Below are 26844 nucleotides of genomic sequence, written 5' to 3' on the forward strand. Positions count from 1 at the left end.
GCGCCATCAGAGATGTGTATAAGAGACAGGTCTACACCGACCGGCTGACCGGGCTGCGGCGCACCCGGGCGCTGCGCGCGGCGCGCCGCGCACCCTGGGCGCGCGGGGGCTGAGCGCTCCCGGAATCCCGGGCCCGGCGGCCGGAGCGGGTCAGACGCGTCCGGCGGCCGGCGCGGGTCAGAACCCCGGGCCGCCCTGGAGGTCGCCCGTCTCCGCGAGCCTGCCCCACAGCAGATCGGCGAGGCTGCTCACCAGCCGTTCGCGGGAGCAGGGCCGGTCGCCGAGCCACCAGTCGCCCGCCGCGTGCATCATGCCGACGATCCCGTGCCCCCAGATGCGGGCCATCTGCTCGCTGTCCGGGCCCAGGTCGACCCGCTCGGCGATCACCTGGCCCAGCTCCTCGCCGAGGCGGCGCAGCAGCGGGGCGGAGTGCCGGCCGACGTCGAAGCCCTGCTCGGGGGAGGGGGCGGTGTCGGCGGCAGCACCGTCGGCGGGATGCATCAGGAAGCGGTAGACCTGGGGGCGGGCCTCGATCGCGGCGAGATAGGTGTCGAGCGTCGACTCCACCCGCTCACGCCGGTCGGCGGGCGCGTCCAGGGCGGCTCGCAGGGCGCTGAGCAGCGCGTCGGTGTGGCGCTTGGCGAGGGCGCGGTAGAGGCCGCCCTTGTCCCCGAAGTGGCGGTAGAGGATGGGTTTGGTGATCCCGGCCTCGGCGGCGATGGCGTTCATCGAGGCCTGCGGTCCGTCCCTGAGCACCACCCGGTCCGCCGCTTCCAGCAACTCGCGGCGACGGCGCTCGGCCGCGGTCCGCTGTCGCTCGGCGCTTCGTGCGGTCTCCATGTCGTCTCTCCCACCCCTGGCCACGCGATGCCGTCGCACCGCCTCTGCCTGTGCACGCCCGCGCAACGTAACACTCCGCAGGCCGGACGCCTGATCGGCGCCGTGATGGTTGACAGTACCTACTTGCCGGTAACAGACTGTGGTTACCGCAAGTAACATATGGTTTTCGCCGCAGTGCCTGGAGGGGAACATGGCCGAGTTCACGCTCGATCTCAACGACGACCAGAAGCAGGTCAAGGAGTGGCTCCACGGCTTCGCGGCGGATGTCATCCGCCCCGCCGCCTCGGAGTGGGACGAGCGCGAGGAAACGCCCTGGCCCGTCATCCAGGAAGCGGCCAAGGTCGGCATCTACTCCCTGGACTTCTACGCCCAGCAGTTCTTCGACCCTACGGGTCTCGGCATCCCCATGGCCATGGAAGAGCTCTTCTGGGGCGACGCGGGCATCGCCCTGTCGATCGTCGGTACGGGCCTGGCGGCCGTCGGCGTCCTCGCCAACGGCACCGAGGAGCAGATCGGCACCTGGATCCCGCAGATGTACGGCGACGCCGACGACGTGAAGGTCGCCGCCTTCTGCTCCTCCGAGCCCGACGCCGGATCCGACGTCGCCTCGATGCGCACCCGGGCCGTCTACGACGAGGCCAAGGACGAGTGGGTCCTCAACGGCACCAAGACCTGGGCGACCAACGGCGGCATAGCCAATGTCCACGTCGTCGTCGCCGTCGTCGACCCCGACATCGGCTCCAAGGGCCACGCCTCCTTCATCGTGCCGCCGCACACCCCCGGCCTCTCCCAGGGCCAGAAGTTCAAGAAGCACGGCATCCGCGCCTCCCACACCGCCGAGGTGGTCCTGGAGGACGTCCGCGTCCCCGGACACTGCCTGCTGGGCGGCAAGGAGAAGCTCGACGAGCGCCTCGCCCGCGCGCGGGAGCGCGCCAAGGCCGGCGGCGAGCGCGTCAAGAACGCGGCGATGGCCACCTTCGAGGCCTCCCGCCCCGCTGTCGGCGCGATGGCCGTGGGCACCGCCCGCGCGGCCTACGAGGTCGCCCTCGACTACGCGAAGACCCGCAGCCAGTTCGGCCGCCCGATCATCGACAACCAGGGCATCGCCTTCCAGCTCGCCGACATGCGCACCCGGATCGACGCGGCCCGGCTGCTGGTCTGGCGCGCCTCCTGGATGGCCGCCACCGGAAAGCCGTTCACCTCGGCCGAGGGCTCCATGTCGAAGCTGTACGCGAGCGAGACCGCCCGGGACGTCACCGCGCAGGCGATCCAGATCCTCGGCGGCAACGGCTTCACCCGTGAGTACCCGGTCGAGCGCATGCACCGCGACGCGGCCATCTACACCATCTTCGAGGGCACCAGCGAGATCCAGCGCCTGGTGATCGCCCGCACGCTGTCGGGCATGCCGATCCGCTAGCCGCGACAGGACGGGGGCGGTCCGGAACGTATGGGTCCCGGACCGCCCCGACCGTGTGCTCAGGCCGGCAGCTGCGCCTCGATCGCCGCCACGACCTCCGTGGCCTCGGGCTCGGAGCGCGGACGGAGCCGGGCCACCGGCTCACCGGCCGGCGAGATGAGGAACTTCTCGAAGTTCCACTGGACGTCCCCGGCCTCCCCGTCCGCGTCCGCCAGCTTCGTCAGCTCCACGTACAGCGGGTGCCGGTCCGCACCGTTGACGTCGATCTTCTCCAGCAGCGGGAAGGTGACCCCGTACGTCGTCGAGCAGAAGGTCTGGATCTCCTCCGCGCTGCCCGGCTCCTGCCCGGCGAACTGGTTGCACGGGACACCGAGCACGGTCAGGCCCCGGTCCCCGTAGTTCTGCTGCAGCCGCTCCAGGCCCTCATACTGCGGAGTGAGACCGCACTTGGAGGCCACGTTCACCAAGAGGACGGCCCGGCCGCTGTACGCGCCCAGTGTGGTCGGCTCGCCCGCGAGGGTGCGCAGCGGAATGTCGTGCAGCGTCATGAAGCTCTCCCTGATCATTGCGTGGTGGTGCCCATGGTGCCGCCCGCCGCTCACGGAGCGGCGAGCTCCTTGTAGTAGAAAGTGGTCGGCTTGAGGCTGCCCGCGGGATCCTCCGCGTATCCCGGCACACTCCCGACCTTCGTCCAGCCCGCCCGACAGTAGACCTGCTCGGCCAGGCTGCCGCTCTCGGTGTCCAGGATCAGCAGCGTGATGCCCTCGGTCGCCGCGTACGCCTCGACCGCGGACAGCAGCGCCCCGCCGAGCCCCTGGCCGCGCGCGGAGGGCCGGACCATCAGCTTGGCGACCTCCGCACGGTGCCGGGCGTTCGGCAGCGGAGCGCGGACCAGGGCGATCGTCCCGGAGACCCGCCCGCCCTCACGGGCGATCCAGATGCCGATCCGCCCCGCCTCCACGTCGGCGGCCCGCTCGCGCCACCAGGCGGCGGCCGCTTCCCGGTCCAAGGGGGCGAGGAAACCCACCGAGGACCCCTCGTCGACGGTCTCGACGAGGAGGCCGGCCAGGTCGTCGGCGTAGCTGACCAGCTCGGGGGCGGACACGTGGACGATCTCGGTCATGGGGAGGGTCCTTTCACGAAACAGGAGCAGGGCCCGGGAAGGAAACCCACGGGGATGATCACACCGCTTTCGGCCCTGCCCTGTCCACCGGGGCGGGAGTCAGCCGGAGAGTGACCACATACGCCACCACCACCGCCACGATCACCAGGGGCATCACGGTGAGCCCCTCCTTGCCCAGCAGGAGCGTCGCCAGGAGCACCGAGGTCATCGGCAGCCGCAGCATCGCCACGCACATGGCCCCGATTCCCATCGCGAACCCCGCGGTGAGATGCAGCCCCGGCAGATGGGACAGCGCGATGCCGGCCACCGCCCCCACGAACATCGCGGGGAAGACGGGGCCACCCCGGAAACAGCTCAATGAGGCGCAGTAGGCGAGCGACTTGCAGACGATGAGCAGCACCAGCGCGCCGACCGAGTACTCCGCGCTCCCGGACAGGAGATGGTCCAGCTCGTGTTCGCCCGAGTACAGCACCTCGGATGCGTCCTTGCCCGATGTCTCGGCGTACACCAGCGCGAGCCCGCCAACGACCAGCCCCATCGCCGCCGTGGCCACCACCGTCCGCCGCTCCACGCGCTCCTGCAGAGCCAGTGACAGCCGGCGGATGCCCGCACCGGCGAAGGCCGCCGCGACACCGAGAGCCAGCGCCCACCCGAACCCGGCGATGCCGGGGGCCGCCGCCGGCGGAACCTCGCCCAACGTCAGGGAGTAGGTGCCCAGACCCGTCCAGGAACCCAGCCCCGTGAAGATCAGCGCGCCGATCCCCGCGGAGAGCAGCCCGGGCACCAGGACCACGCCCAGCATCGGCCCGGCCAGCGCCGACACCTCCATCAACAGGAACGCGCCCAGCAGTGGTGACCCCAGCAGGGCGCTCACCGCGGCGAAACTCCCCGAGGCCCCGACCAGGGCCCGCCCGTCCGGCGCCAGGTCCCGCTTGACGCGGCCCGCCGCCCAGACGGCCAGCCCGCCGCCCAGCGCGATCAGGGGCGCCTCCGGGCCGAGCACGGCACCCACGCCCAGGGAGAGCAGCGCCGCGGACACGATGCCGGGCAGGTCCGCCGGGGTCGGGGCTCCGGTGGACACCAATCCCTCCGCCGGCCGGTGCCCGCCCCCGCCCGGCAGCCGGCGGACGGTGAGTCCGACCATGAGACCGGCGGCGCCGAGCAGCGGGACGGGCCACCACGACGGCGTCTCCTCGAAGCCCATCGCCCTCGGCAGCTCCGTGTACGTCAGCGACTGGAGCTCCGAGACCAGGGCGAGGAAGCCGAACGCGACCGCGGAGACGGGCACTCCGAGGAGCGCCGCCATCACCAGCAGCCCCGCGTACCTGCGCGTGCGGACCGGTGCGTACGGGTCCTCCGGCGCGGTGACGGGTGTGCCCGGAGGTGTGGCCGGCATGATCTCTACCCCTCGGCGTGACGACCCCGGTAAGGGGAGGTGTCCCCACGGGTTCACGTCGGAATACCACGCACCGGCGGACCGGGCGCCTCCCCGCCGTCGGGACACGCCCTTCGGTGCGGAAGGTCAGCCGCCCGGCCCCGGAGGACCCTTCGCGGCGCCCTTCCGGGGTGCGTCAGGCCTCTTCGGCGAGCCGGCGGTCACGGTCGCGCCGGAGGCCGACCCACTGCCAGATCGCCCGCTGGGCCTTGAGCGTGGCGGTGCCCACCACGACCAGCACCAGGACGTTCACCACGAGCTGGATGGCCGAGCCCCGCACATCGGACCAGCTGGTGAACGCGGTGGAGACGGCGACGTCCGCGGCGGCCGGGATCGTCGTCACGGAGATGAACACCCCGAGCAGGGCGCTCGTCCTGGCCTCGGTGAGCGACACGATCCCGACGATCCCGGCCAGGGTGGCGACGGCGACCGAGAAGAAGTTGGGCGTGTTGATGAGGTTGGAGACGGGGCGCAGTCCCCGGTCGAAGGCCACCGACTGCAGCCCGAAACCGCGGATGAGCAGGGCGAAGAGGAAGGTGACGACCACGGTGAGGAGGAGACCCGTGCCCAGAGCGGCCAGGCTGCTGCGCACCATGGCCAGGCGGCGCCGGTCGATCCCCAGCGCGGCGCTGACGATGGCGCCGTACTCCGGCCCGACGACCATCGCCGCCACGATCAGGATCTGCGAGTTGGTGACGATGCCGACCGAACCGATCATGCCGGCGACGACCAGGTAGAGATAGAAGCTCGGCGGATACCGGCCCCCGGACCTGATGCGCGCCTCGACCTGCTCCCAGACCGGCGCCCGGCTCAGCGGGCCGAGCTCCCGCCGCCCCCCTTCGGTGGCCCTGCCGGAGAACGCCATGTCGACCGGCTCGATGACGAGGGAGCCCCGCTGGTCGAGCCGGACGGCGCGCAGGCGGTGCAGCACGTCGTTCGCCGCCCCCGTCAGCACGTCGCACGCGATGGAGTCGCCGTCCGGGTTGCGCGCGGCGTCGCGCTGGACGATGAGATTGAGTACGCAGGGGTCGCCCGAGAGCCGGCCGACGACCTCGTCGGTCAGATCCGGCGGGCTCACCGCGCGGATGTGGATCATGTCCATCCCGGTACCTCCGCCGCACCCGGCCCCGTCGGACGGAGCTCCGCCCGGCCGACGGGCCGGGCTCATTCCAGTAACGCGGTCCCGGCACCGTTCGGCAATCCGGGCGCCCGGCCTCGGACCCGTGGCACGGACGTGTGCGGCGCATCCGGCACCGCGGCGACCGTGGGACTGCCGGGCGACCGGGCGGCGAACGCGACCGGGCCCGCCGCTGCACCTGGGTGAAGGGGGCTCCCACTCGGTGCGGGCCCCTGCTGGACCCGGGCTTCGTGGTCGAGAGGTGGCGGACGCGGCCGGAGAGAGGGACTCCAGGCCCGTCTCCAGAACTACCGGAGAGTGGAACTTCAGGCCCGCGTCCAGAACTACGGGAGTGACGTGCTCGGCGCATCCCTGCCGCTGATGGCGGGAGCGGGGTTCTCGCGCCGCGCGATCCGGGCCGTCTGCCACGTCGTACGCCACGGCCGCGGAGCTGTCCTGGGAGGATCAGCGGGTGGATACTTCCGATGCCTTCCCCGAGCCACTGCCCGGAACCGACGGAGCCGGCGGCCGGGACGCGTCGGCCGACGACGGGCCGTTCGAAGGCCGCCGCCTCGTCCGCTGCCGCCTCTGCGGCCGGCCCCTCACCGGGACCGACTCGCGCCGTGCCGGTCTCGGACCGTCCTGCGACGCCAAGCTCCACCCGGCGCCGCCGGACATCCGCACTCGCCGCCACGAGGTTGACCAGGACCCGCTGCCCGGCGCCTAGAGGGGGTCCGACGAGCCATGCGACGACCACGGACGCGCCAACGGCCGAAACCACTCCTGCGAACTCTGGGGTAGGGCGGGCACACCGCGACCCCACGGTCTCCGGCGCCCCGTCCCTCCCCGCGACCTCGGCGCCGAGCCCCGCAACGTCCCCGCACCCCGGCAGGGCTCACGCCTCAAGCAGCGCCCTCAGCCTCTCCTCGTTCCTCGGCAGCTCCTTCCGCAGCTGCGGGCGGAGTACGAGCGGCGCGATCACCCTGCCGATCCCGTGCGTCTCGAAGTCCACGGAGAACGTCATGCGCGACCGCTCCCCGTCGCCCAGCGGCTCGATCGTGCCCGTGACATCCCCTCGGATAGGACCGTCGATTCCGTGGAAGTGCCACCGCCGCGGAGGATCCAGCTCGGTCACCTCCATGGTCATCGGGATCTCCCGACGGCCGACCCGCCGGACCGTTCGGATCTTCGAGCCCACGGCCAGAGGTGCATCGCCGATGGTGTGGGCGGAAACGGCGCTCGCCTGCCACTCGTGCAGATGCGAGGGGTCGGTCACGAACGCGAAGACGTCTTCGGGGCGCCGGGCGATATCGATGCTTTCCTTGATCGCAGTCATGTCGTCCCCCTTGACTTGATCCAAGACCATCGTCCCACCGGACCCCCGGACGTGCCTGGCGGTGGCCCGGCCCCAGTGACCTGGTTCGGAGATCCCGTCGCAGTAGCGGCAGCCGCGGCGCGGAGCTGCAGCCAGGTGCAGGCCTGGTCGCGCCGGAGCCCGTCCTCGAAGCGGGCGATCGCCTCCCAGGCGCGCCCGCTGCTCGAGCGACAGGGCGCTGCCGCGCCCGCGCCGTGCGCAGTCGGCGTACGCCGCGCCGTCGCGCAGGTCCTGCGCGCGAACGGCATGGCGGTACTCCTGGGCCAGGAAGGCGTCGTTCCAGGGGAGTTCGAGGGCGCGGGCCGGCTCTGCCGGCGGGCGCGCTCCTCCTTGTCGCCGAGCGCGGTGCCCGGATGGCCGCGCAGGTCGCGCACGGCGCGCTGGGCCACCGCGTCGACGATGGTGACGGTGACCCGGTCGAGCAGCGCCTGGTCGTGGTCGAGGAGGTCGGCGAGCTCCTCCGGCCCGGTGACCAGAGCAATACGGGTGCGGCTGACGGCGCCCGCCAGTCTGTCCTCCGGTGGCGCCCCTTCCCCGGCGGGGCCCTCCGCTCGTGCGGTGACCAGGTCGCGGTAGATCTCCTCGGCTTCGGATCCGTCGGCGAGCAGCCACAGCACCCCGAACTGGTCCTCCGGCATCAGCGACCCGAACGCCTGAGCTGCGCATTGCCGGTGATTGTCCGCGCGGCGCGCACGGTGACCTCGTCCACCCCGAGGTCCCGCAACGCCGTGTCCGATTACCTGGCGAGAGCAGCTCGGGCGCAGCCGCCGCCTCCTCCTGTGCGAAGAGCGGCGTCATCTGCTCCATCGCGGTCAGGTCGCACACCCCCGGGCACCGGGTGACCTCATTGACCGTGTACAGCCTGCGCTTGGCTCAGGTGTACGCCTTGTCGTGCGGGAGGACGTGCACGAAGACGAAGACGTCGCTGCCGTCGTCGGGGGCCAGGAGCACGATCCGCAGTCCGTCGTCCGGCCGGGCCGTGCGCATCCGGGGGTTGTGTGAGCTGAACACCGACTCCAAGTGGAGCCTTCTGTCCGCGTGCGGTTGACGAACGGTCAGGTGCTGGAACTTGCCCATCGCCTCGTGAGCCCGGATACGGGGCAGCCGGTCCAGCCGGTCGACGCCCTCCCGGAAAGACTTGGTGATCGCGATCTACCGCGCTGCGCTGCCCCTTTCGTCAAGGGCCGCCACCGTGACGCCTGTTGACTTAGTTTACGGGCCGACGCGTGATGTCCGCAGGGGCTCCGCGGATCCAGCGGTGACCGTGGTGACTTTCGTGCGGTCGGCGACGTCCCGAAGCCACCCGGCGGAGGAGTTGTTCGCGGTACCGGCCGTGAAAGCAGGTCTCCGGATTCGGGTCGCGTTGTCAGAGGCGCCGGTTAGCCTGGATTCCCTCATTACTTCCCTTCCCGGAGCGCACCCTCACCATGGCCAAGAAGCTCTTCCGCGACACCACGTTGGATGTGTCCGACCTCGTCCGCGGCGTTCAGCACGGCTCGATCGCCCTGCCGGAGCTCCAGCGCCCGTACGTCTGGCCGACAGCGAAGGCCCGGGACCTGTTCGACTCCATGTACAAGGGCTTTCCCGTCGGGTCTCTGCTCTTCTGGCAGACCGGTGTGGATCCGGGAACCCGGCAAGTGGGGACGGACGTCAAGCAGTTCGTGGCAAAGCATCTCATCGTGGACGGCCAGCAGCGGTTGACCTCGCTGTACGCGGTCATCACCGGCACGCCGATCGTGCGTGAAGACTTCACCACCCGGGTGATCCGGCTCGCCTTTCGGCCGTCCGACGGGACGTTCGCCGTACCCGATGCGGCGATTGAGCAGGACCCGGAGTTCCTGCCGGACATCAGCGTGCTGTGGCAGGAGGGAAATCGGCGCAATGCCGTGCGCGGGTTCCTGCGCCGCCTGCGGGACAAGCGTGCGGTGGATGGCGACGAGGAGGACCGCCTCGACACGGCCTTGGAGAGCGTCTATGGCCTGGGCTCGTACCCCTTCAAGATCGTCGAGCTGTCGGATGAGGTCACGGACGAAGAGGTGGCCGACATTTTCGTCCGGATCAACAGCGCGGGGGTGAAGCTCAACCAGGCGGACTTCATCCTCACCCTGCTCTCCGTCTACTGGGACCAGGGACGTAAGGACCTGGAGCGGTTCTGCCGCGACTCCCATCAGCCGAGCATCGCCGGCGCCTCACCGTTCAACTGGCACATCACACCCGATCCCGCGCAGCTCCTGCGCGTCACCGCGGTACTCGCCATGAGGCGCGCCGTGCTGAAGCAGGTGTACGCGGTGCTGCGCGGCCGGGACGCGGACACCGGGAGCACTCCTTCGGCCGACCGGCGAAGCGAGCAGTTCGTTCGTCTCCAGAACGCACAAAAGCACGTCCTGGACCTGACGAACTGGCATGAGTTCCTGCAGTGTCTGGACCGGGCCGGGTTCCGGGGAACCCGAATGATCAGCTCCGACAACGCGGTGATCTACACGTATGCGATGTGGCTGATCGGCCGGGTCGACCACCAGGTGCCCCTGGGCCGACTGCGTGAGACGCTGGCCCGATGGTTCTTCATGGCACATACCACCAGCCGGTACTCGGGCTCCTTCGAGAGTCAGGTCGAGCAGGATCTCGGACGGCTGGCCGCCGTCGCTGCCGGTGACGCGGAGGGGTATCTCGCCGTGCTCGACAAGGTGATCGAGGACACCCTCACCCAGGACTTCTGGGTGATCACTCTGCCCAACGACCTGGATACCGCGGCGGCGAAGTCCCCGACTCTCATGGCCTACATCGCGGCCCTGAACATCCTGGACGCCGACGCGCTGCTGTCCACCGTGAAGGTACGCAGTCGGCTCGACCCCGCGATCATCACCAGGAAGGGCATCGAGCGACACCACCTCTTCCCGAGGAACTACCTCAAGAAGAACGGTGTCACCGACACCAAGCGCATCAACCAGATCGCCAACATGGCCCTCGTCGAGTGGCACGACAACATCGCCATCAGTGACGACCCGCCAGCCGCCTATTGGCCTCGGCAGCTAGCCGCCAAGAACCTTCCGGCAGATCAACTCGACCGGCAGCGCCGCTGGCATGCGCTGCCCCCGGACTGGGAGCGGATGACATACGAGGAGTTCCTTCCCGCCCGTCGGAAGTTGATCGCGGCGACGGTACAGGAGGCCTTCCTCCGCCTCAGTGACAACGCCTACCGGCCCCCGGAGCCCAAGGCCCCTGCGGTCTCACGACCCGTCGCCGCCAAGTGGGTCCGCCTGTCCGAGCTGGTCGATGCGGGCCTGCTCAAGCCGGGTGCGGTGCTCCGCCCGAAGATTTCCGGAATCGAGGTGCAAGCCGTCATCGACGAAGACGGCAGCATGATCGTGCATGGCGAGGCCTACGACTCTCCTTCGCCAGCCGCCGTTGCCGCAGGAATGAACATGAATGGCTGGCTGGCCTGGCTGGTACAGCTCGACGACGGTCCGGTTCCTTTGGACGACCTGCGTAGCCAGTACCGTGCCCTCGCGACGTCCTGATTCCGCCGATCCGATCCGCACAGCACCCCTCACGCCCCGCCGCTGTACGACTGTCGCCTCTCCGCCACGACTCTGACCTTCTCGTGCGTTCACAGCCTCGACGCGACGAAGGGAAGGTCGCCCTGCAGTCCCCACCGCTCGGTACGACCTCGCGGGTCGGGCTGGAGGAGCGGGCGTGCGGGTTCAGCCTCAACCAGCGGTTGGACCTGGCATGGGTGCAAGCGAATGCGGCGCCCGATGGAACTCATGAGCGAAGGCGCGTTGAACGACCCAGCGTTGAGTGCCGAGCCCGGAACCGTGTTCGGTGCCTCGGTCGACCGAGCCACCCCACACCCCCGGACCGTCACTTCCGAAGCGATCCAACCATCTCGAAGATCATTTCGTTAGGAGTTCTTCGCCCAATCGCCGGCCAGGGCTGTGGTGTTTGCGTGACGTCGAGCCTCAACCCGGTGCCCGCACGAGGGAGCCCTTTTGGCGAGTGACGGACCGTCGGCTTTCACGACCGGTACAGCAAGTCTGCTACAACCGACAGGGTTTGGGGGATTCCGGTGTACGGGGCGGACCGGATGGGGATCCGGGGTGCCGGGTAGTGTGGTGCCACGAAATGCGTGGCACTCACTCCGGGACGGGCTGGTCCGCACAGATCAACCACCTATCAGGGTGTCGATTTGTGACCCGCAACATTCGGACGAAAAAGCCCCTCCTGCACCACCGACACCAGCAGCTGCCCCGAACGGTCGTAGATCCGGCCCCGTGCCAGCCCCCGGCCGCCCGTGGCGATCGGGGACTCCTGGTCGTACAGGAACCACTCGTCCGCCCGGAACGGCCGGTGGAACCACATCGCGTGGTCCAGCGAGGCCATGTCGAAGCCGCGCGGGCCCCACAGCGGCTCCACCGGGATGCGGACCGCGTCCAGCAGCGTCATGTCGCTCGCGTACGTCAGCGCGCAGGTGTGTACCAGCGGGTCATCGCCCAGCGGGCCCACCGCCCGCATCCACACCGCGCTCCGCGGATCCGCGTCCTTGATCTCGTCCTGCGTCCAGCGCAGCCGGTCGACGTAACGGATGTCGAAGGGCTGCCGCCGGGCCATCCGCTCCAGCGCCTCCGGCAGCACGCCCAGGTGCTCACGCACTTCCTCGGCGACCGTCGGCAGCTCCTCCGGGTCCGGGACGATCCGGGCCGGCGGCAACTGGTGCTCGAAGCCCGCCTCCTCGGGGCGGTGGAAGGACGCCGTCAGGTTGAAGATCGTCCGGCCCTCCTGGACGGCCGTCACCCGCCGGGTGGTGAAGGACCGGCCGTCCCGCACCCGCTCCACCTGGTACACGATCGGCACTCCGGGGCGGCCCGGCCGCAGGAAGTAGGCGTGCAGCGAGTGCACCGGCCGCTCCCCGTCGGTCGTGCGGCCCGCCGCCACCAGCGCCTGGCCCGCGACCTGCCCGCCGAAGACCCGTTGCAGGGACTCCTCGGGGCTGCGGCCGCGGAAGATGTTGACCTCGATCCGCTCCAGGTCGAGCAGGTCGACCAGGCGCTCGGCCGGGTTCGTCATACCGTTGCTCCCCACTTCTTCCACGTCAGGCCCTTCGGCGTCAGGGGCCTTCTCACAGCTGGCCGACCTCGGTGACCCGGACGACCGCCCGGCCCTCCTCGTCGGACGCGGCGAGGTCCACCTCGGCCTTGATGCCCCAGTCGTGATCGCCCGCCGGGTCGGCGAACGCCTGCCAGACCCGCCACAGTCCGTGCGCCGGGTCCTCCTCGATCTTCAGCAGCTTCGGGCCCCGCGCGTCCGGTCCGGTCCCGAGATCCTCGTGCGCGTCCCAGTACGCGTCCATCGCCTCGCCCCAGGCGTCCTCGTCCCACCCGGCGTCGCCGTCCAGCTCGCCCAGGTCCCGGACCCGGTCCAGCGCGGCCAGCTCCACCCGGCGGAACATCGCGTTGCGCACCAGCACCCGGAAGGCACGGGTGTTGGCCGTGACCGGCTTGACCTCGTCCGCCTTCTCCTGGGCCTGCTCGGCGGTCTCCACCTCGGGGTTGGCCAGCTGCTCCCACTCGTCCAGCAGACTGGAGTCCACCTGGCGCACCATCTCGCCGAGCCAGGAGATCAGGTCCTGGAGGTCCTCCGACTTCACGTCGTCCGGGATCGTGTGCTCCAGCGCCTTGTACGCGCTCGCCAGATACCGCAGCACGATGCCCTCGGTCCGGGCCAGCTCGTAGTGCGAGGTGAACTCCGTGAAGGTCATGGCCCGCTCGAACATGTCCCGGATCACCGACTTCGGCGACACCGGGTGGTCGTTCACCCACGGATGGCTCGTGCGGTACACGTCGTAGGCGTGCCACAGCAGCTCGCTCAGCGGCTTCGGGTACGTGACGTCCTGGAGCCGTTCCATCCGTTCCTCGTACTCGACCCCGTCCGCCTTCATCTGCCCCACGGCCTCGCCGCGCGCCTTGTTCTGCTGGGCGGCCAGGATCTGCCGGGGATCGTCCAGCGTCGACTCGACGACCGAGACCATGTCCAGCGCGTACGAAGGGGATTCGGCGTCCAGCAGGTCGAACGCGGCCAGCGCGAACGTGGAGAGCGGCTGGTTCAGCGCGAAGTCCTGCTGGAGGTCGACCGTCAGACGGACGATCCGGCCCTCGGCGTCCGGCGTCTCCAACCGCTCCACCACCCCGCCGTCCAGCAGCGAGCGGTAGATGGCGATCGCCCGCCGGATGTGCCGCAGCTGCGCCCGGCGCGGCTCGTGGTTGTCCTCCAGCAGATGCCGCATCGCCTCGAACGCGTTGCCCGGACGCGCGATCACCGCGAGCAGCATCGTGTGGGTCACCCGGAAACGGGAGCTCAGCGGCTCGGGATCCGAGGTGATCAGCTTGTCGAAGGTGGTCTCCGACCAGGCGACGAAGCCCTCCGGGGCCTTCTTGCGGACCACCTTGCGCTTCTTCTTCGGGTCGTCGCCCGCCTTCTTGACGTTCTTCTCGTTCTCGATGACGTGCTCGGGCGCCTGCGCCACGACGAAGCCGGCCGTGTCGAACCCGGCCCGCCCGGCCCGGCCCGCGATCTGGTGGAACTCCCGCGCGCGCAGGGTCCGCACCCGGGTGCCGTCGTACTTGGTGAGCGCCGTGAACAGCACCGTACGGATGGGCACGTTGACGCCGACGCCGAGTGTGTCCGTACCGCAGATCACCTTCAGCAGGCCCGCCTGGGCCAGCTTCTCCACCAGGCGGCGGTACTTGGGCAGCATCCCCGCGTGGTGCACCCCGATGCCGTGGCGCACGTAACGGGAGAGGTTCTGGCCGAACTTGGTGGTGAAGCGGAAGCCGCCGATCATGTCGGCGATCTTCTCCTTCTCCTCCTTCGTGCACATGTTGATGCTCATCAGCGACTGGGCCCGCTCGACGGCCGCGGCCTGCGTGAAGTGCACGATGTAGACCGGCGACTGCCGGGTGTCCAGCAGCTCGGTCAGCGTCTCGGTGATCGGTGTGAAGCGGTACTCGTAGCTGAGCGGCACCGGACGGGTCGCGGAGCGCACCACGGAGGTGGGGCGGCCGGTACGCCGGGTCAGATCCTTCTCGAACATCGCGACGTCGCCGAGCGTCGCCGACATCAGCACGAACTGGGCCTGCGGCAGCTCCAGCAGCGGGATCTGCCAGGCCCAGCCCCGGTCCGGCTCCGCGTAGAAGTGGAACTCGTCCATCACGACCTGGCCGATGTCAGCGTACTTGCCGTCGCGCAGCGCGATGGAGGCCAGCACCTCTGCCGTACAGCAGATCACCGGGGCGTCCGCGTTGACCGAGGCGTCGCCGGTGAGCATGCCGACGTTCTCGGTGCCGAAGAGCTTGCACAGGTCGAAGAACTTCTCCGACACCAGCGCCTTGATCGGAGCCGTGTAGAAGGTGACCTTGTCCTGCGCCAGCGCCGTGAAGTGCGCGGCCGCCGCCACCAGGCTCTTGCCCGAGCCGGTCGGGGTGGAAAGGATCACGTTCGCCCCGGAGACCACCTCGATCAGCGCCTCCTCCTGAGCCGGATAAAGGGTGATGCCCTGGGTCTCGGTCCATGACGAGAAGGCCTCGAAGAGGGCGTCCGGGTCGGGGGTCTTAGGCAGCTGGTCGATGAGGGTCACGCCCCCATCTTGCCTGTCTTCCGCCCGGATGAGGGAACCGGCGGACGGCACGAAGATCACGGACGATACGCTGCGGTGTCAACCTGCCCGCGCCGTACCGGTGATGGGCGTACGAAGCGCTGGGGGCGGGAAAAGACCATGATGGGACCGGCACACTCTCTGTCAGGGGCAGCGGCCTGGCTGGGGGTGGGCGCGGCGGCGGCCGCCGCGGGCCACACGATGCCCTGGCCCGTCCTCGTCGTCGGAGCGCTGATCTGCGCGGGAGCCGCGCTCGCCCCCGACCTCGACCACAAGTCCGCGACCATCTCGCGCGCCTTCGGACCCGTCTCCAAAGCCCTCTGCGAGATCGTCGACAAGCTCTCCTTCGCCGTCTACAAGGCCACCAGGAGCACCGCCGACCCCCGCCGCACCGGCGGCCACCGGACGCTGACCCACACCTGGCTCTGGGCCGTCCTGGTCGGCGGCGGCTGCTCCGCCGCGGCGATCTTCGGCGGGCGCTGGGCCGTTCTCGCGATCCTCTTCGTCCACCTGGTGCTCGCGGTCGAGGGCCTGCTGTGGCGGGCCGCCCGGGTCTCCAGCGACGTCCTGGTCTGGCTGCTCGGCGCCACCAGCGCCTGGATCCTCGCCGGCGTCCTGGACCAGCCGGGCAACGGGGCCGGCTGGCTCTTCGGCGCCCCCGGCCAGGAGTACCTGTGGCTCGGCCTGCCCATCGTGCTCGGCGCCCTGGTCCACGACATCGGTGACGCGCTGACCGTCTCGGGCTGCCCGATCCTGTGGCCCATACCGATCGGCCGCAAGCGCTGGTACCCGCTCGGCCCCCCCAAGTTCATGCGCTTCCGGGCCGGCAGCTGGGTGGAGATGAAGGTGCTGATGCCGGCCTTCATGGTCCTCGGGGGAGTGGGCGGGGCAGCCGCCCTCAACTACATATGACGCCCAGGGGCTGTGGGCGGGCGACGCGCTCCGCTCCGTAGCACCATGGCAGCATGCTGCTCGCCGAGCTCGCCCAGGTGTCCCTGGAGGTCGCTGCCACCTCCGCCCGGTCCCGCAAGACGGCGCTCCTCGCCGGCCTCTTCGGGGACGCCGGACCCGAGGACGTCCCCGTCGTCATCCCGTATCTCGCCGGGCGGCTGCCCCAGGGCCGCATCGGCGTCGGCCGACGGAGCCTGGGGGACCCGGTGGAGCCGGCCTCCGAGCCCACCCTCACCGTCACCGGTGTCGATGCCGAGCTGACCGCCCTGGCCGCGACCTCCGGCCCGGGATCCCAGGCACTGCGCCGCGAGCGCCTGCGCGCCCTGTTCGCCGCCGCCACCGCCGACGAGCAGCGCTTCCTGTGGGCCCTGCTCACCGGCGAGGTACGCCAGGGGGCCCTGGACGCCGTCGCCGCCGACGCCCTGGCCCACGCCGCCGGAGCACCGCCCGCCGACGTCCGGCGCGCCGTGATGCTCGCCGGGTCCCTCCAGGAGGTCGCCAAGGTCCTCCTCGCCGACGGCCCCGGAGCGCTCGCCGGCTTCCGCCTCACCGTCGGGCGGCCCGTCCAGCCGATGCTGGCGCACACCGCCGCCTCGGTGGGCGAGGCACTTGACAAGCTGGGCCCGTGCGCGGTCGAGGAGAAGCTCGACGGGATCCGGGTACAGGTCCACCGGGACGGCGACCGGATCCGTGCCTACACCCGGACCCTCGACGACATCACCGACCGGCTGCCCGAACTGGTCACCGCCGTCGCCGCGCTCGACGCGGGCCGTTTCGTCCTCGACGGCGAGCTGATCGCCCCGGGGGAGGACGGCAGGCCCCGGCCGTTCCAGGAGACCGCCTCCCGGGTGGGCTCACGGCGGGACGTGGCCGGAGCCGCGGCGCACGTGCCCGTCGTCCCGGTCTTCTTCGACGCCCTTCTCATCGACGACGAGGACCTGCTCGACCGGCCCTTCACCGACCGCCACGCCGCCCTGGTCCGGCTCCTCCCCGAGAACCTGCGGGTCCGGCGCACCCTCGTCGCCGATCCGGACGACCCGGGGGCCCGTACGGCGGCCGACGCGTTCCTCGCCGACACCCTGGAGCGCGGTCACGAGGGAGTCGTCGTCAAAGACCTGGCGGCCGCCTACAGCGCGGGCCGCCGGGGCGCGTCCTGGCTGAAGGTGAAGCCTGTGCACACCCTGGACCTCGTGGTGCTGGCCGTCGAGCGGGGCAGCGGCCGGCGCACCGGCAAACTCTCCAACCTGCACCTGGGCGCACGCCGGCCCGACGGTACGTTCGCGATGCTCGGCAAGACCTTCAAGGGGCTCACGGACGCCCTGCTGGACTGGCAGACCGAGCGGCTGGGGGAGCTGGCGACCGACGACGACGGCCACGTCGTCACCGTACGCCCGGAACTCGTCGTCGAGATCGCCTACGACGGACTCCAGCGCTCCACCCGCTACCCCGCCGGGGTCACCCTCCGGTTCGCCCGCGTCCTGCGCTACCGGGAGGACAAGACCGCGCAGGAGGCGGACACCGTGGAGACGGTCCTGTCCCGGCAGCCGTGAGCGCGCCCCGGTGAATCCGGGACGCGCTCGGACGGCGCACGGCCGACCGCTCAGTGCTTGATGACCGTCGCCGCCGTGTGCTCCTTGATCTGCTCCGGCGTCAGATAGACGTCCGTGTACTCGAAGTCCCGCAGCGTCGCCGGCTTGCGGGACTGGAACCCGGTCCGGACGAAGTCGTCCCCGGCGACCGCGTTCAGCATCCAGTTCGTCATGACCCGGGTCTTGGCGACGTTCGTCCGCAGCGCCGACCAGTGGTAGCCGCGCGCCACCGCCTGCGCGGGCAGCCCGCGCAGCTCGATGCCCAGCGGCTTCGACACGGCGTCCTTGCCGCCGAGGTCCACGACGAGCCCCAGATCCTTGTGCACGTAGTCCCGGAGCGGCTGATGACGCAGCGAGGCGATCAGGTTGTCCGCCAGCACCTTGCCCTGGCGCATCGCGTGCTGCGCGGTGGGCGGGCAGACCGCCCCGTCACCCTTCGCCAGGTCGGGTACCGCCGCCGCGTCACCGAGCGAGAACACCCCGTCCGCGCCCGGCAGCCGCAGCTGCGGCGTCACGGCGAGCCGGCCGCGTACCGTCTCCGCGCCCAGGGTGGCGATCAGCGGGCTGGCGGCCACTCCGGCGGTCCAGATCAGGGTCCGGCAGGGCAGCACCCGGCCGTCGGTGAACGTGACCTCCTCCGGCCCCGCCTCGGCGATCGAGACCCCGAGCGACACCTCGATGTTCCGCTTGCGGAGCACCTCCAGGGCGGCCTGCCCCAGCTTGTCGCCCAGCTCCGGCATCAGCTTGGGCGCGATGTCGATCAGATGCCACTTGATCAGCCGCGGATCCAGCCGCGGATAGTGGCGGACCGCGCTGGTCGTCAGGCGCTGGAGGCAGGCGGCCGTCTCCGTGCCCGCGTAACCGCCGCCGACCACCACGAACTGGAGCCGGGAGGCCCGCTCGGCCTCGTCGTGACTGGCGTCCGCCAGATCCAGCTGCGCGATGACATGATCCCGGACGTAAGCCGCCTCGGCCAGCGTCTTCATCCCCCGGGCGTTGTCCAGCAGCCCCGGGATGTCGAAGGTCCGGGTGACGCTGCCCGCCGCCAGCACGAGGTAGTCGTACGGCTCGTTCACGATCTCGTCCGTGATCTTCCGGATCACACAGACCTTCGCCCGGGTGTCCACGCCGATCGCCCCGCCCGGCACGATCCGGGTCCGGTGCCGGCGGCTGCGGCGCAGCGACACCGCGACGGACTGCGGTGTGAGCACCCCGGAGGCCACCTGGGGGAGCAGCGGCAGATAGAGCTGGTAGGAGAACGGTGTGACGAGCGTGATCTGGGCCTCTCCCGGAGCGAGCCTCCGCTCCAGGCGGCGTACGCACTCAACGCCTGCGAAACCGGCGCCGACGACGAGAATCCTGGGTGGTGCCACGGTCTGCGTCCCTTCTCGGGCTTGCGTGGTTCTGCGCTCGCCTGCCCCGTTTACCGGGTGATTCACTTCTCATCCTTAACCGGACGCCCCGGCATCCGCCTCCTGACAGGGGTGAACGGGGGCCGCTCACAGGGGTGGGGCGACCGCCAGCTCCCGCAGCCAGTGGGCGGCCTCGGCGTCCCCCGGCACGGCCGGTCCACCCGGCGGTACGGGGAACATCCGCCCCCACGAGGCGGCCCGGCCGAGCGGCGCCAGCCGCCATGCCAGGCTCACCGCACGCCGCAGTCCGGCCGTCGTGACGCCCCCGCCGGTCCACGGCTCCAGATAGGCGTCCCGCAGCCGGGGCAGCACCTCGGGGCCGCAGCGCTCACGGGCCGCGAGGGCGGGCACCAGCAGGCTGGAGAACGGATGCCCGACCAGCGCGTCGCCCCAGTCGAAGAACGCGTACCGGCCGCCTACGGGCGCGAACAGCTGCTTCTCGTGCAGATCGGCGTGGTCCAGCGAGTCCGCGACACCCGACGACGCCAGCTCCTCGCACCAGTTCGCCACTCGGGGCCGCAGCTCCTCCAGCGCCGTCCGGTCCTCCCGGGTCAGCGCGGTGTTCTCGGCGACCAGCCGGTCGAACAGCGCCGGCAGGGCGCGCGGCCGGGCCGTCGGCACGCCGAGCGCCTCGATCGCGTCCGCGTACGGGGCCAGCGTCCGCTGCATCGCGGCGTACTGGCGCAGCGGCTCCTCCCAGTACCGGGGGTCGACGGCCCTTCCTTCGAGCCCTTGCAGCACGTCCCACAGCACCGGGCCGCCGTCCGGGGTGAGCGTCCAGCCGCGTGGAGCCTCCACGGCGAGCGGGGTCAGCACCCGCTCCGGGACCCAGCGCGCCAGGGCCTCGGTGAGTCCCGCCTCGAACGCCGCGGAGGGTGGAACGGCCTTGAACCACACGGTCGTCGGCCCCGCGACGGTCAGCCGCACCAGCACCGACCAGGGGCGCAGGCGTACCTTTCGGGCGCCCGTCTCCGTCAGCCTGTGGGCGGCGAGGCCCTCGGTCACCCAGGCGAGGGCCTCCGCCCGCCAGGCCGGGTCCTCCCAGGGGGTCACGGCGTCCGGGAAGCGCCCCCGGTCCACGGTCGTGGGCACGCCGGTCGTGGTGTCGTCTGTCATGGTTCCGTCCTCTCCGCGCACCGGATCATGGGAGCACCCGTCCCGGTGAGGACGCACCGCATTTTCCGGGAACACCCGTTCCCGTCCCGCGCGACCGATGGCTCCGCCCCTTTGCCCCCTGGAACAGCGGGAGTTCGGCGGCCGCCCCCGTGCGAGGATGCTGCGGTGCCCCCCTCGCCCGTGACCGACGGATCCCCCCTGGGCGACGACCCGCCCCGCCTTCACGGCCTGGGCCCCCGCGCCGCCGCGGTCCTCGTGTTCGGGTCATCGGCCGCGGTCCTGGTGGTCGAGATCGTCGCCCTGCGGCTGCTGGCCCCGTACCTCGGCCTCACCCTGGAAACCAGCACGATGGTGATCGGCATCGCCCTCACCGCCATCGCGCTGGGCTCCTGGCTGGGCGGGCGCATCGCCGACCAGGTCGACCCGCACCGGCTCATCGGCCCGGCGCTCGGGGTGTCGGGCGTGGTCGTCGCGCTCACCCCGCTTCTGCTGCGCACCACCGCCCAGTGGTCGCCGGCGCTGCTCCTGCTGGTCGCCTCGGCGACCCTCCTGGTGCCCGGCGCGCTGCTCTCCGCGGTGACCCCGTTCGTGACGAAGCTGCGGCTCACCAGCCTCGCCGAGACCGGGACGGTCGTCGGGCGGCTGTCGGGCGTGGGCACCTTCGGTGCCATCGTCGGCACCGTTCTCACCGGATTCGTCCTGGTCTCACGGCTGCCCGTCAGCTCCATCCTGATCGGCCTCGGCACGCTGCTGGTGCTCGGCGCCGCACTGGTCGGATGGCGGGCCCGCCACTGGCGGCGCGCCTCGGCCGCGGCGCTCGCCACCGTCGTCGCGGGCTCCCTCGCCACCGCGTTCGCCCCCGGCGGCTGCGACGCGGAGACCCGGTACCACTGCGCCCAGGTCGTCGCGGACCCCGACCGGGACAGCGGCCGCACCCTCGTCCTCGACGGCCTGAGCCACTCCTACGTCGACGTCGAGGACCCGACGCACCTGAAGTTCGCGTACGTGCGCGCGATCGCCTCGGTGGTCGACACCGCCTTCCCCGCGGGCGAGCCGCTGACCGCCCACCACATCGGGGGCGGCGGTCTCACCTTCCCCCGCTACCTCGCGGCCGCACGCCCCGGGACCCGCAGTACCGTCTCCGAGATCGACGGCGGGGTCGTGCGCATCGACCGTGACCGGTTGGGCCTGGGGCCGTCGACCGCCACCGGCATCGACGTACGCGTGGAGGACGGCCGACTGGGCCTGCGGCGGCTGGACGCGGGCAGCCACGACCTGGTCGTGGGCGACGCCTTCGGGGGTGTCAGCGTGCCGTGGCACCTCACGACCTCGCAGGCGCTGGAGGACGTCCGCCGGGCGCTCGACGCGGACGGCCTGTACGTCGCCAACCTCATCGACCACGGCGAGCTGGCCTTCGCCCGCGCCGAGGTCGCCACCCTCGCCGCGACCTTCGAGCACGTCGCCCTCCTCGGGAAGCCCGCGGACATCGGGCTGGACCCGACGGCGTCCACCGTGGGCGGCAACCTGGTGGTGGTCGCCTCCGGCCGGCCGGTCGACGCCCCCGCGATCCAGAAGGCTCTGGACGCCCGGGACGTCGGCTGGAAGATCGCCACCGGACACGATCTCGCCTCCTGGACCGGGGACGCCCGGGTCCTCACCGACGACCACGCGCCCGTCGACCAGCTCCTCCAGCCCGACCGCACCCGGACGGCCCGGTGATCCCCGGGCCGTCCGCCGGGCGGCTCACCCGTGCCAGGACCGCCACAGGGACGCGTACGCGCCGTCCGCCGCCACCAGCTCGTCGTGGCTGCCCAGCTCGCTGATCCGGCCGTCCTCCACGACCGCGATCACATCCGCGTCGTGCGCGGTGTGCAGACGGTGCGCGATCGCCACCACCGTGCGGCCCTCCAGCACCCTGGCCAGCGAACGCTCCAGGTGACGGGCGGCCCGCGGATCCAGCAGCGAGGTCGCCTCGTCCAGCACCAGCGTGTGCGGATCGGCCAGCACGAGACGGGCCAGCGCGATCTGCTGGGCCTGCGCCGGAGTCAGCGCGAACCCGCCCGAGCCGACCTCGGTGTCCAGGCCCTCCTCCAGGGCCTTCGCCCAGCCGTCCGCGTCGACCGCGGCCAGCGACGCCCACAGCTCCGCGTCCTTTGCCCCGTCGCGGGCCAGCAGGAGGTTGTCCCGGAGCGAACCGACGAAGACGTGGTGCTCCTGGTTGACCAGGGCCACATGCTCGCGGACCCGCTCCGCCGTCATCCGCGACAGCTCCGCCCCGCCGAGCGTCACCTCACCGGTGCGCGGGGCGTAGATCCCCGCCAGCAGACGGCCCAGCGTGGACTTGCCCGCGCCGGAGGGGCCGACCAGGGCGAGCCGGGTGCCCGGAGCCACGTCGAGCGACACCTTGTGCAGGACGTCGACGCCCTCCCGGTACCCGAACCGGACGTCGCCCGCCCGCACGTCCCGCCCGTCCGGACCGACCCCGGCGTCGCCCGCGTCCGGCTCGATCTCCCGGACGCCGACCAGCCGGGCCAGCGACACCTGGGCCACCTGGAGCTCGTCGTACCAGCGCAGGATCAGACCGATCGGGTCGACCATCATCTGCGCCAGCAACGCGCCCGTCGTCAGCTGCCCGACCGTGAGCCAGCCCTCCAGCACGAACCAGCCGCCGAGCAGCAGAACCGCGCCGAGGATCGTCACGTACGTCGCGTTGATGACGGGGAACAGCACCGAACGCAGGAACAGCGTGTACCGCTCCCAGGCCGTCCACTCCGTGATCCGCCGGTCCGACAACGCGACCCGGCGGTCGCCGAGGCGGTGCGCCTCCACGGTCCGCCCGGCGTCGACGGTCTCCGCGAGCATCGCGGCGACGGCCGCGTAACCGGCGGCCTCCGAGCGGTATGCCGAGGGGGCGCGGCGGAAGTACCAGCGGCAGCCCACGATCAGCACCGGCAGCGCGACCAGCACGGCCAGCGCCAGCGGGGGAGCGGTCACCGTCATCGCGCCGATCAGCAGACCGGCCCACACGACGCCGATCGCCAACTGCGGCACGGCCTCGCGCATCGCGTTCGCCAGCCGGTCGATGTCCGTGGTGATCCGGGACAGCAGATCGCCCGTCCCGGCCCGCTCCAGGACCCCCGGCGGCAGCCCGACGGACCGTACGAGGAAGTCCTCGCGCAGATCCGCGAGCATCTCCTCGCCCAGCATCGCGCCGCGCAGCCGCAAGCTGCGGGTGAACACGGTCTGGACGACCAGCGCGACCGCGAAGATCGCGGCGGTGCGCTCCAGACGCAGGTCGGTGCCGCCGTCCGACAGGTCCTGCACCAGCCCGCCCAGCAGATACGGTCCGGTGATCGAGGCGATCACCGCCACCGCGTTCACCGTGATCAGGACGACGAACGCCCTGCGGTGCCGGCGCAGCAGACTCCGTACGTAACTCCGCACGGTCGTCGGCGTGCCCACGGGCAGCGTCGTCGCCGACTCCGGGGCCGCGGGGTCGTACGCCGGGGGTGCGACGCCGATCATGCCCTCTCCTCGACTTCCTGGGTGCTCTTCATGGCGGGTACTTCGCCGAGGCCGTCCAGCGCGCTCGCGGCGGCCGCCTCGTCGCCCGTCTCGCGGGTGACGACCGCCCGGTAGCGGGGTTCGGTGCGCAGCAGGTCCCGGTGGGCTCCCACGGCGACCACGGCGCCCTCATGGACGAGCACCACCCGGTCGGCGGCGTCGAGCAGCAGCGGGGACGAGGCGAACGCCACCGTCGTACGGCCCTGGCGCAGCTTCGCGATCCCGGCGGCGACCCGCGCCTCGGTGTGCGAGTCGACCGCGGAGGTCGGCTCGTCCAGCACCAGCGCCTCCGGGTCGGTGACCAGCGACCGGGCCAGCGCGAGGCGTTGGCGCTGGCCGCCGGACAGGGACCGGCCGCGCTCGGTGATCCGGGTCCGCATCGGGTCCCCGTCGTTGTCGGGGGAGGCCTGTGCCAGAGCGCTCAGCACGTCACCGCACTGCGCCGCATCCAACGCCGCCTCGGCGGTGACCAGGCCCGAGGCCGGGATGTCCAGCAGCTCCTGGAGCGTGCCGGACAGCAGCACCGGGTCCTTGTCCTGGACCAGCACCGCGGTCCGTGCGGCGTCCAGCGGGATCTCGTCCAGGGCGACCCCGCCGAGCAGCACCGACGGAGCCTTCGCCGAAGCCTCCGTGTCCTCCTCGCCGGTCTCCGCGTGCCCGCCGAGCCGTTCGGCCAGCCGCCCCGCCTCGTCCGGGTCGCCGCAGACGACGGCGGTGAACTGCCCCCGGGGGGCCATCAGTCCGGTCGCCGGGTCGTACAGATCACCGGAGGGCGTCACACCCTCGACGGTGGCCTCCCGCGCACTGCGGCGCAGCGACAGCACGCGCACCGCACGCTGGGCGGACGGCCGGGAGAAGGAGTACGCCATCGCGATCTCCTCGAAATGCCGCAGGGGGAACAGCATCAGGGTGGCCGCGCTGTAGACGGTGACCAGCTGGCCGACGTCGATGCGGCCGTCCCGGGCCAGCGTCGCCCCGTACCAGACGAGGGAGATCAGCAGGATTCCCGGCAGCAGCACCTGCACCGCCGAGATCAGCGCCCACATCCGGGCCGAGCGCACCGCCGCTCTGCGGACCTCCTGCGAGGCGCGGCGGTAGCGGCCGAGGAACAGCTCCTCGCCGCCGATACCGCGCAGCACGCGCAGTCCGGCGACCGTGTCCGAGGCCAGCTCGGTGGCCTTGCCCGCCTTCTCGCGCTGCTCGTCGGCGCGCCGGGTGGCGCGCGGCAGCAACGGCAGCACGGCCAGGGCGAGCACCGGCATGGCGAGCGCCACCATCAGACCGAGGGACGGGAGATAGAAGGCCAGCCCCACACAGATCACCACGAGGGCGGTGGCGGCGGCCGCGAAGCGGGAGAGCGCCTCGACGAACCAGCCGATCTTCTCCACGTCGCCGGTCGAGACGGCGACGACCTCACCGGCCGCGACCCGCCGTGTCAGCGCCGAGCCCAGCTCGGCGGTCTTACGGGCGAGCAGTTGCTGGACCCGGGCGGCGGCGGTGATCCAGTTGGTCACGGCGGTCCGGTGGAGCATGGTGTCGCCGACGGCGATCACGATTCCGAGAGCCACGATGAGGCCACCGGCCAGGGCGAGCCGCGCCCCGGAGCGGTCGATGACGGCCTGCACGGCGAGACCCACGGTGACCGGAAGACCGGCTATGCCCAGCTGGTGCAGCAGCCCCCAGGAGAGGGACTTCAGCTGCCCCGCGAGCTGGTTGCGCCCGAGCCAGTACAGGAATCGTGGGCCTGAACGGACATCCGGGTCGCCGGGATCCGAATACGGAAGGTCGCGAATCTGCATGAGGTCCCAGGGCTTGTGAAACGGAGATCCGAACGGACCTCGAAGAACGGGGTGACGTGCAAGGTTCCCTGTTCGTCCCGGTCCGGGGCAACCGGTTTTCCGGCCTTCTCCGCCGCCCTGCGGGGCCCCGGGCCGACTCGCCCAGGGACCCCGGGGGCGGTCACTCCGCGGGCTTCTCGGAGTCCATGCCGGACCGGGCCTTTTTCCACTCGCCCCGGGTGAAGTCCGGGATCGGCAGCGGCGCGCCCTTGGCCTTGATGGAGAGGTGACTCAGCGGCACGGGGGCCGTCCAGGTCGCGGCGTCGTACACATCGAAGTCGGGGACCAGACCGAGCCGCATGCACTGCATCAGGCGGAAGATCATCATGTAGTCCATGCCGCCGTGCCCGCCCGGCGGGTTCGCGTGCTCCTTCCAGAGCCAGTGGTCCCACTCGGTGTACTTCTTGAAGTCGTCCCACTGGTGGTTCGTGTTCGTGGGCTCCAGGTAGATGCGCGCCGGGTAGTCCTCGAACACGCCCCGCGTGCCGCCGAGGCTGTTGATCCGCGAGTACGGGTGCGGGGAGGACACGTCGTGCTCCAGCCGGATCACCCGGCCCTTGGCCGTCTGTACGAGGCTGATCGTCCGGTCGGCCCCGATGTACGACTCCTTCCAGCTGGGGTCGCCGGGCGGCATGTGCTCCTCGCGGTACTCGGCGAGCGACAGGGCCGGCGTGCCGATGCTCGTGATGCTCACGGCCCGGTCGCCCCGGTTGACGTCCATGTAGTTGGCGACCGGCCCGAACCCGTGGTTGGGGTAGAGGTCACCGCGCAGCCGGGTGTGCCACAGCCGCCGCCAGGGGCCCTCGTAGTAGTCGGGGTCGAACATCAGCTCGCGCAGATCGTGGTTGTAGGCGCCCGCCCCGTGCAGCAGATCGCCGAAGAGACCCGCGTGCGCCATGCGCAGCACCCGCATCTCGTTCTTGCCGTAACAACAGTTCTCCAGCTGCATGCAGTGCCGCCGGGTGCGCTCGGAGAGGTCCACCAGCTGCCAGAGCTCTTCCAGCCGCATGGCGATCGGGCACTCCACACCGACGTGCTTCCCGTTCAGCATCGCCGCCTTCGCCATCGGGAAGTGCAGTTCCCAGGGCGTCGCCACGTAGACGAAGTCGAGGTCGCCGCGGCGGCAGAGGTTCTCGTAGTCGTCCTCGTCCTTGGCGTAGACGGTGGGCGCGGGCTGACCGGCGGCCGTCACCTTGGCGGCGGCCTTCTCCGCCTTGTCCCGGACCGGATCGCAGACCGCCTTCACCTGGACGCCCGGGACGGCGAGGAACAGGTCGATCATGCTGCCGCCCCGGTTGCCGAGGCCCACGATGCCGACCCGGATCGTGGAGCGCCCCTCGAAGCGGACGCCCGCCATGGTGCGGCCCTGCCGGGCGGGAGCGGCGGCGGCCGCTTCCGCGGTGGAGAGGACTTGCGGGG

The 26844-nt window shown here is 71.3% G+C and carries 21 protein-coding genes; 6 read left to right on the forward strand and 15 right to left on the reverse strand.

Translation table 11 applies throughout. The annotated features are described in order from the left end of the window. Positions 1-177: 177 nt before the first annotated feature. A complete protein-coding gene (locus CR470_RS18780; RefSeq protein ID WP_097868733.1) occupies positions 178-840 on the reverse strand; it encodes a TetR family transcriptional regulator in 663 nt (220 codons plus the stop codon). 190 nt (positions 841-1030) lie between these two features. On the opposite strand from CR470_RS18780, the gene CR470_RS18785 reads away from it, so the two are divergent. Next, positions 1031-2257 (forward strand): acyl-CoA dehydrogenase family protein, encoded by a 1227-nt coding sequence (locus CR470_RS18785; protein ID WP_097868734.1) that lies wholly within the window; start codon positions 1031-1033, stop codon positions 2255-2257. 59 nt (positions 2258-2316) lie between these two features. Here the strand turns inward: CR470_RS18785 and CR470_RS18790 are convergent, their stop codons facing one another. From CR470_RS18790 to CR470_RS18805, 4 genes are all read right to left on the reverse strand, one after another. Continuing rightward, on the reverse strand, positions 2317-2805 hold the full coding sequence (locus CR470_RS18790) for a glutathione peroxidase (RefSeq protein WP_097868735.1): 489 nt from the start codon (positions 2803-2805) through the stop codon (positions 2317-2319). A gap of 50 nt (positions 2806-2855) precedes the next feature. Beyond that, a complete protein-coding gene (locus tag CR470_RS18795; protein WP_097868736.1) occupies positions 2856-3380 on the reverse strand; it encodes a GNAT family N-acetyltransferase in 525 nt (174 codons plus the stop codon). A 58-nt stretch (positions 3381-3438) separates the two neighbouring features. Beyond that, positions 3439-4776: a chloride channel protein gene (locus CR470_RS18800; RefSeq protein WP_097868737.1), complete on the reverse strand. Its 1338-nt coding sequence runs from the start codon at positions 4774-4776 to the stop codon at positions 3439-3441. Between the two features lie 175 nt (positions 4777-4951). After that, positions 4952-5917 (reverse strand): DUF389 domain-containing protein, encoded by a 966-nt coding sequence (locus tag CR470_RS18805; RefSeq protein WP_097868738.1) that lies wholly within the window; start codon positions 5915-5917, stop codon positions 4952-4954. Between the two features lie 487 nt (positions 5918-6404). Here CR470_RS18805 and CR470_RS18810 point away from each other — a divergent pair, with 487 nt between their 5' ends. Then, positions 6405-6659 (forward strand): DUF6011 domain-containing protein, encoded by a 255-nt coding sequence (locus CR470_RS18810; RefSeq protein WP_097868739.1) that lies wholly within the window; start codon positions 6405-6407, stop codon positions 6657-6659. Positions 6660-6827: 168 nt separating this feature from the next. Here the strand turns inward: CR470_RS18810 and CR470_RS18815 are convergent, their stop codons facing one another. The 3 genes from CR470_RS18815 to CR470_RS39620 all read right to left on the reverse strand — a co-directional run bounded on the left by CR470_RS18815 (position 6828) and on the right by CR470_RS39620 (position 8318). Beyond that, the gene (locus tag CR470_RS18815; protein ID WP_097868740.1) at positions 6828-7268 is read right to left on the reverse strand and encodes an SRPBCC family protein; all 441 of its coding nucleotides are present in this window, start codon (positions 7266-7268) and stop codon (positions 6828-6830) included. Continuing rightward, positions 7265-7945: a hypothetical protein gene (locus CR470_RS18820; protein ID WP_097868741.1), complete on the reverse strand. Its 681-nt coding sequence runs from the start codon at positions 7943-7945 to the stop codon at positions 7265-7267. The genes CR470_RS18815 and CR470_RS18820 overlap by 4 nt, the downstream gene beginning before the upstream one ends. A gap of 235 nt (positions 7946-8180) precedes the next feature. Beyond that, a complete protein-coding gene (locus CR470_RS39620; protein WP_179892307.1) occupies positions 8181-8318 on the reverse strand; it encodes a hypothetical protein in 138 nt (45 codons plus the stop codon). 416 nt (positions 8319-8734) lie between these two features. Between CR470_RS39620 and CR470_RS18830 the strand changes: the two genes are divergently transcribed. Next, positions 8735-10825 (forward strand): GmrSD restriction endonuclease domain-containing protein, encoded by a 2091-nt coding sequence (locus CR470_RS18830; protein WP_097868743.1) that lies wholly within the window; start codon positions 8735-8737, stop codon positions 10823-10825. A 655-nt stretch (positions 10826-11480) separates the two neighbouring features. Here the strand turns inward: CR470_RS18830 and CR470_RS18840 are convergent. Then, the gene (locus tag CR470_RS18840; RefSeq protein WP_097868745.1) at positions 11481-12371 is read right to left on the reverse strand and encodes an acyl-CoA thioesterase; all 891 of its coding nucleotides are present in this window, start codon (positions 12369-12371) and stop codon (positions 11481-11483) included. Between the two features lie 52 nt (positions 12372-12423). Continuing rightward, the gene (locus CR470_RS18845) at positions 12424-14937 is read right to left on the reverse strand and encodes a DEAD/DEAH box helicase (RefSeq protein WP_097868746.1); all 2514 of its coding nucleotides are present in this window, start codon (positions 14935-14937) and stop codon (positions 12424-12426) included. A gap of 138 nt (positions 14938-15075) precedes the next feature. On the opposite strand from CR470_RS18845, the gene CR470_RS18850 reads away from it, so the two are divergent. Further along, positions 15076-15867 (forward strand): metal-dependent hydrolase, encoded by a 792-nt coding sequence (locus CR470_RS18850; protein ID WP_097868747.1) that lies wholly within the window; start codon positions 15076-15078, stop codon positions 15865-15867. A gap of 53 nt (positions 15868-15920) precedes the next feature. Next, positions 15921-17456, forward strand: a complete 1536-nt coding sequence (locus CR470_RS18855; RefSeq protein WP_097868748.1) for an ATP-dependent DNA ligase — start codon at positions 15921-15923, stop codon at positions 17454-17456. Positions 17457-17506: 50 nt separating this feature from the next. Here the strand turns inward: CR470_RS18855 and CR470_RS18860 are convergent, their stop codons facing one another. Beyond that, positions 17507-18868, reverse strand: a complete 1362-nt coding sequence (locus CR470_RS18860) for an NAD(P)/FAD-dependent oxidoreductase (protein WP_097868749.1) — start codon at positions 18866-18868, stop codon at positions 17507-17509. Between the two features lie 126 nt (positions 18869-18994). Beyond that, entirely contained in the window at positions 18995-20023 is a 1029-nt protein-coding gene (locus tag CR470_RS18865) for a phosphotransferase (protein WP_097868750.1), read from the reverse strand. Between the two features lie 180 nt (positions 20024-20203). Between CR470_RS18865 and CR470_RS18870 the strand changes: the two genes are divergently transcribed. Further along, positions 20204-21742: a fused MFS/spermidine synthase gene (locus CR470_RS18870; RefSeq protein ID WP_097868751.1), complete on the forward strand. Its 1539-nt coding sequence runs from the start codon at positions 20204-20206 to the stop codon at positions 21740-21742. Positions 21743-21766: 24 nt separating this feature from the next. Here the strand turns inward: CR470_RS18870 and CR470_RS18875 are convergent, their stop codons facing one another. The 3 genes from CR470_RS18875 to CR470_RS18885 form a co-directional block, all read right to left on the reverse strand. Then, entirely contained in the window at positions 21767-23548 is a 1782-nt protein-coding gene (locus CR470_RS18875; protein WP_097868752.1) for an ABC transporter ATP-binding protein, read from the reverse strand. Continuing rightward, complete coding sequence (locus CR470_RS18880) at positions 23545-25386, reverse strand: ABC transporter transmembrane domain-containing protein (protein ID WP_097868753.1); 1842 nt, start codon at positions 25384-25386, stop codon at positions 23545-23547. The genes CR470_RS18875 and CR470_RS18880 overlap by 4 nt, the downstream gene beginning before the upstream one ends. 160 nt (positions 25387-25546) lie before the next feature. Then, the coding region (locus tag CR470_RS18885) for a Gfo/Idh/MocA family protein (RefSeq protein ID WP_097868754.1) at positions 25547-26844 on the reverse strand (1298 nt) is incomplete at its 5' end.

This window comes from Streptomyces sp. rh34, assembly GCF_002551245.1.
Lineage (GTDB): Bacteria > Actinomycetota > Actinomycetes > Streptomycetales > Streptomycetaceae > Streptomyces.

Bases quoted from the DNA above. Each gene is read 5' to 3' on its own strand.
- CR470_RS18830 (WP_097868743.1), top strand. From the start codon at position 8,735: ATGGCCAAGAAGCTCTTCCGCGACACCACGTTGGATGTGTCCGACCTC.
- CR470_RS18820 (WP_097868741.1), bottom strand. From the start codon at position 7,945: ATGCCGGAGGACCAGTTCGGGGTGCTGTGGCTGCTCGCCGACGGATCC.
- CR470_RS18785 (WP_097868734.1), top strand. From the start codon at position 1,031: ATGGCCGAGTTCACGCTCGATCTCAACGACGACCAGAAGCAGGTCAAG.
- CR470_RS18800 (WP_097868737.1), bottom strand. From the start codon at position 4,776: ATGCCGGCCACACCTCCGGGCACACCCGTCACCGCGCCGGAGGACCCG.
- CR470_RS18815 (WP_097868740.1), bottom strand. From the start codon at position 7,268: ATGACTGCGATCAAGGAAAGCATCGATATCGCCCGGCGCCCCGAAGAC.
- CR470_RS18880 (WP_097868753.1), bottom strand. From the start codon at position 25,386: ATGCAGATTCGCGACCTTCCGTATTCGGATCCCGGCGACCCGGATGTC.
- CR470_RS18855 (WP_097868748.1), top strand. From the start codon at position 15,921: ATGCTGCTCGCCGAGCTCGCCCAGGTGTCCCTGGAGGTCGCTGCCACC.
- CR470_RS18840 (WP_097868745.1), bottom strand. From the start codon at position 12,371: ATGACGAACCCGGCCGAGCGCCTGGTCGACCTGCTCGACCTGGAGCGG.
- CR470_RS18795 (WP_097868736.1), bottom strand. From the start codon at position 3,380: ATGACCGAGATCGTCCACGTGTCCGCCCCCGAGCTGGTCAGCTACGCC.
- CR470_RS18865 (WP_097868750.1), bottom strand. From the start codon at position 20,023: ATGACAGACGACACCACGACCGGCGTGCCCACGACCGTGGACCGGGGG.
- CR470_RS18805 (WP_097868738.1), bottom strand. From the start codon at position 5,917: ATGGACATGATCCACATCCGCGCGGTGAGCCCGCCGGATCTGACCGAC.
- CR470_RS18790 (WP_097868735.1), bottom strand. From the start codon at position 2,805: ATGACGCTGCACGACATTCCGCTGCGCACCCTCGCGGGCGAGCCGACC.
- CR470_RS18850 (WP_097868747.1), top strand. From the start codon at position 15,076: ATGATGGGACCGGCACACTCTCTGTCAGGGGCAGCGGCCTGGCTGGGG.
- CR470_RS18780 (WP_097868733.1), bottom strand. From the start codon at position 840: ATGGAGACCGCACGAAGCGCCGAGCGACAGCGGACCGCGGCCGAGCGC.
- CR470_RS18875 (WP_097868752.1), bottom strand. From the start codon at position 23,548: ATGATCGGCGTCGCACCCCCGGCGTACGACCCCGCGGCCCCGGAGTCG.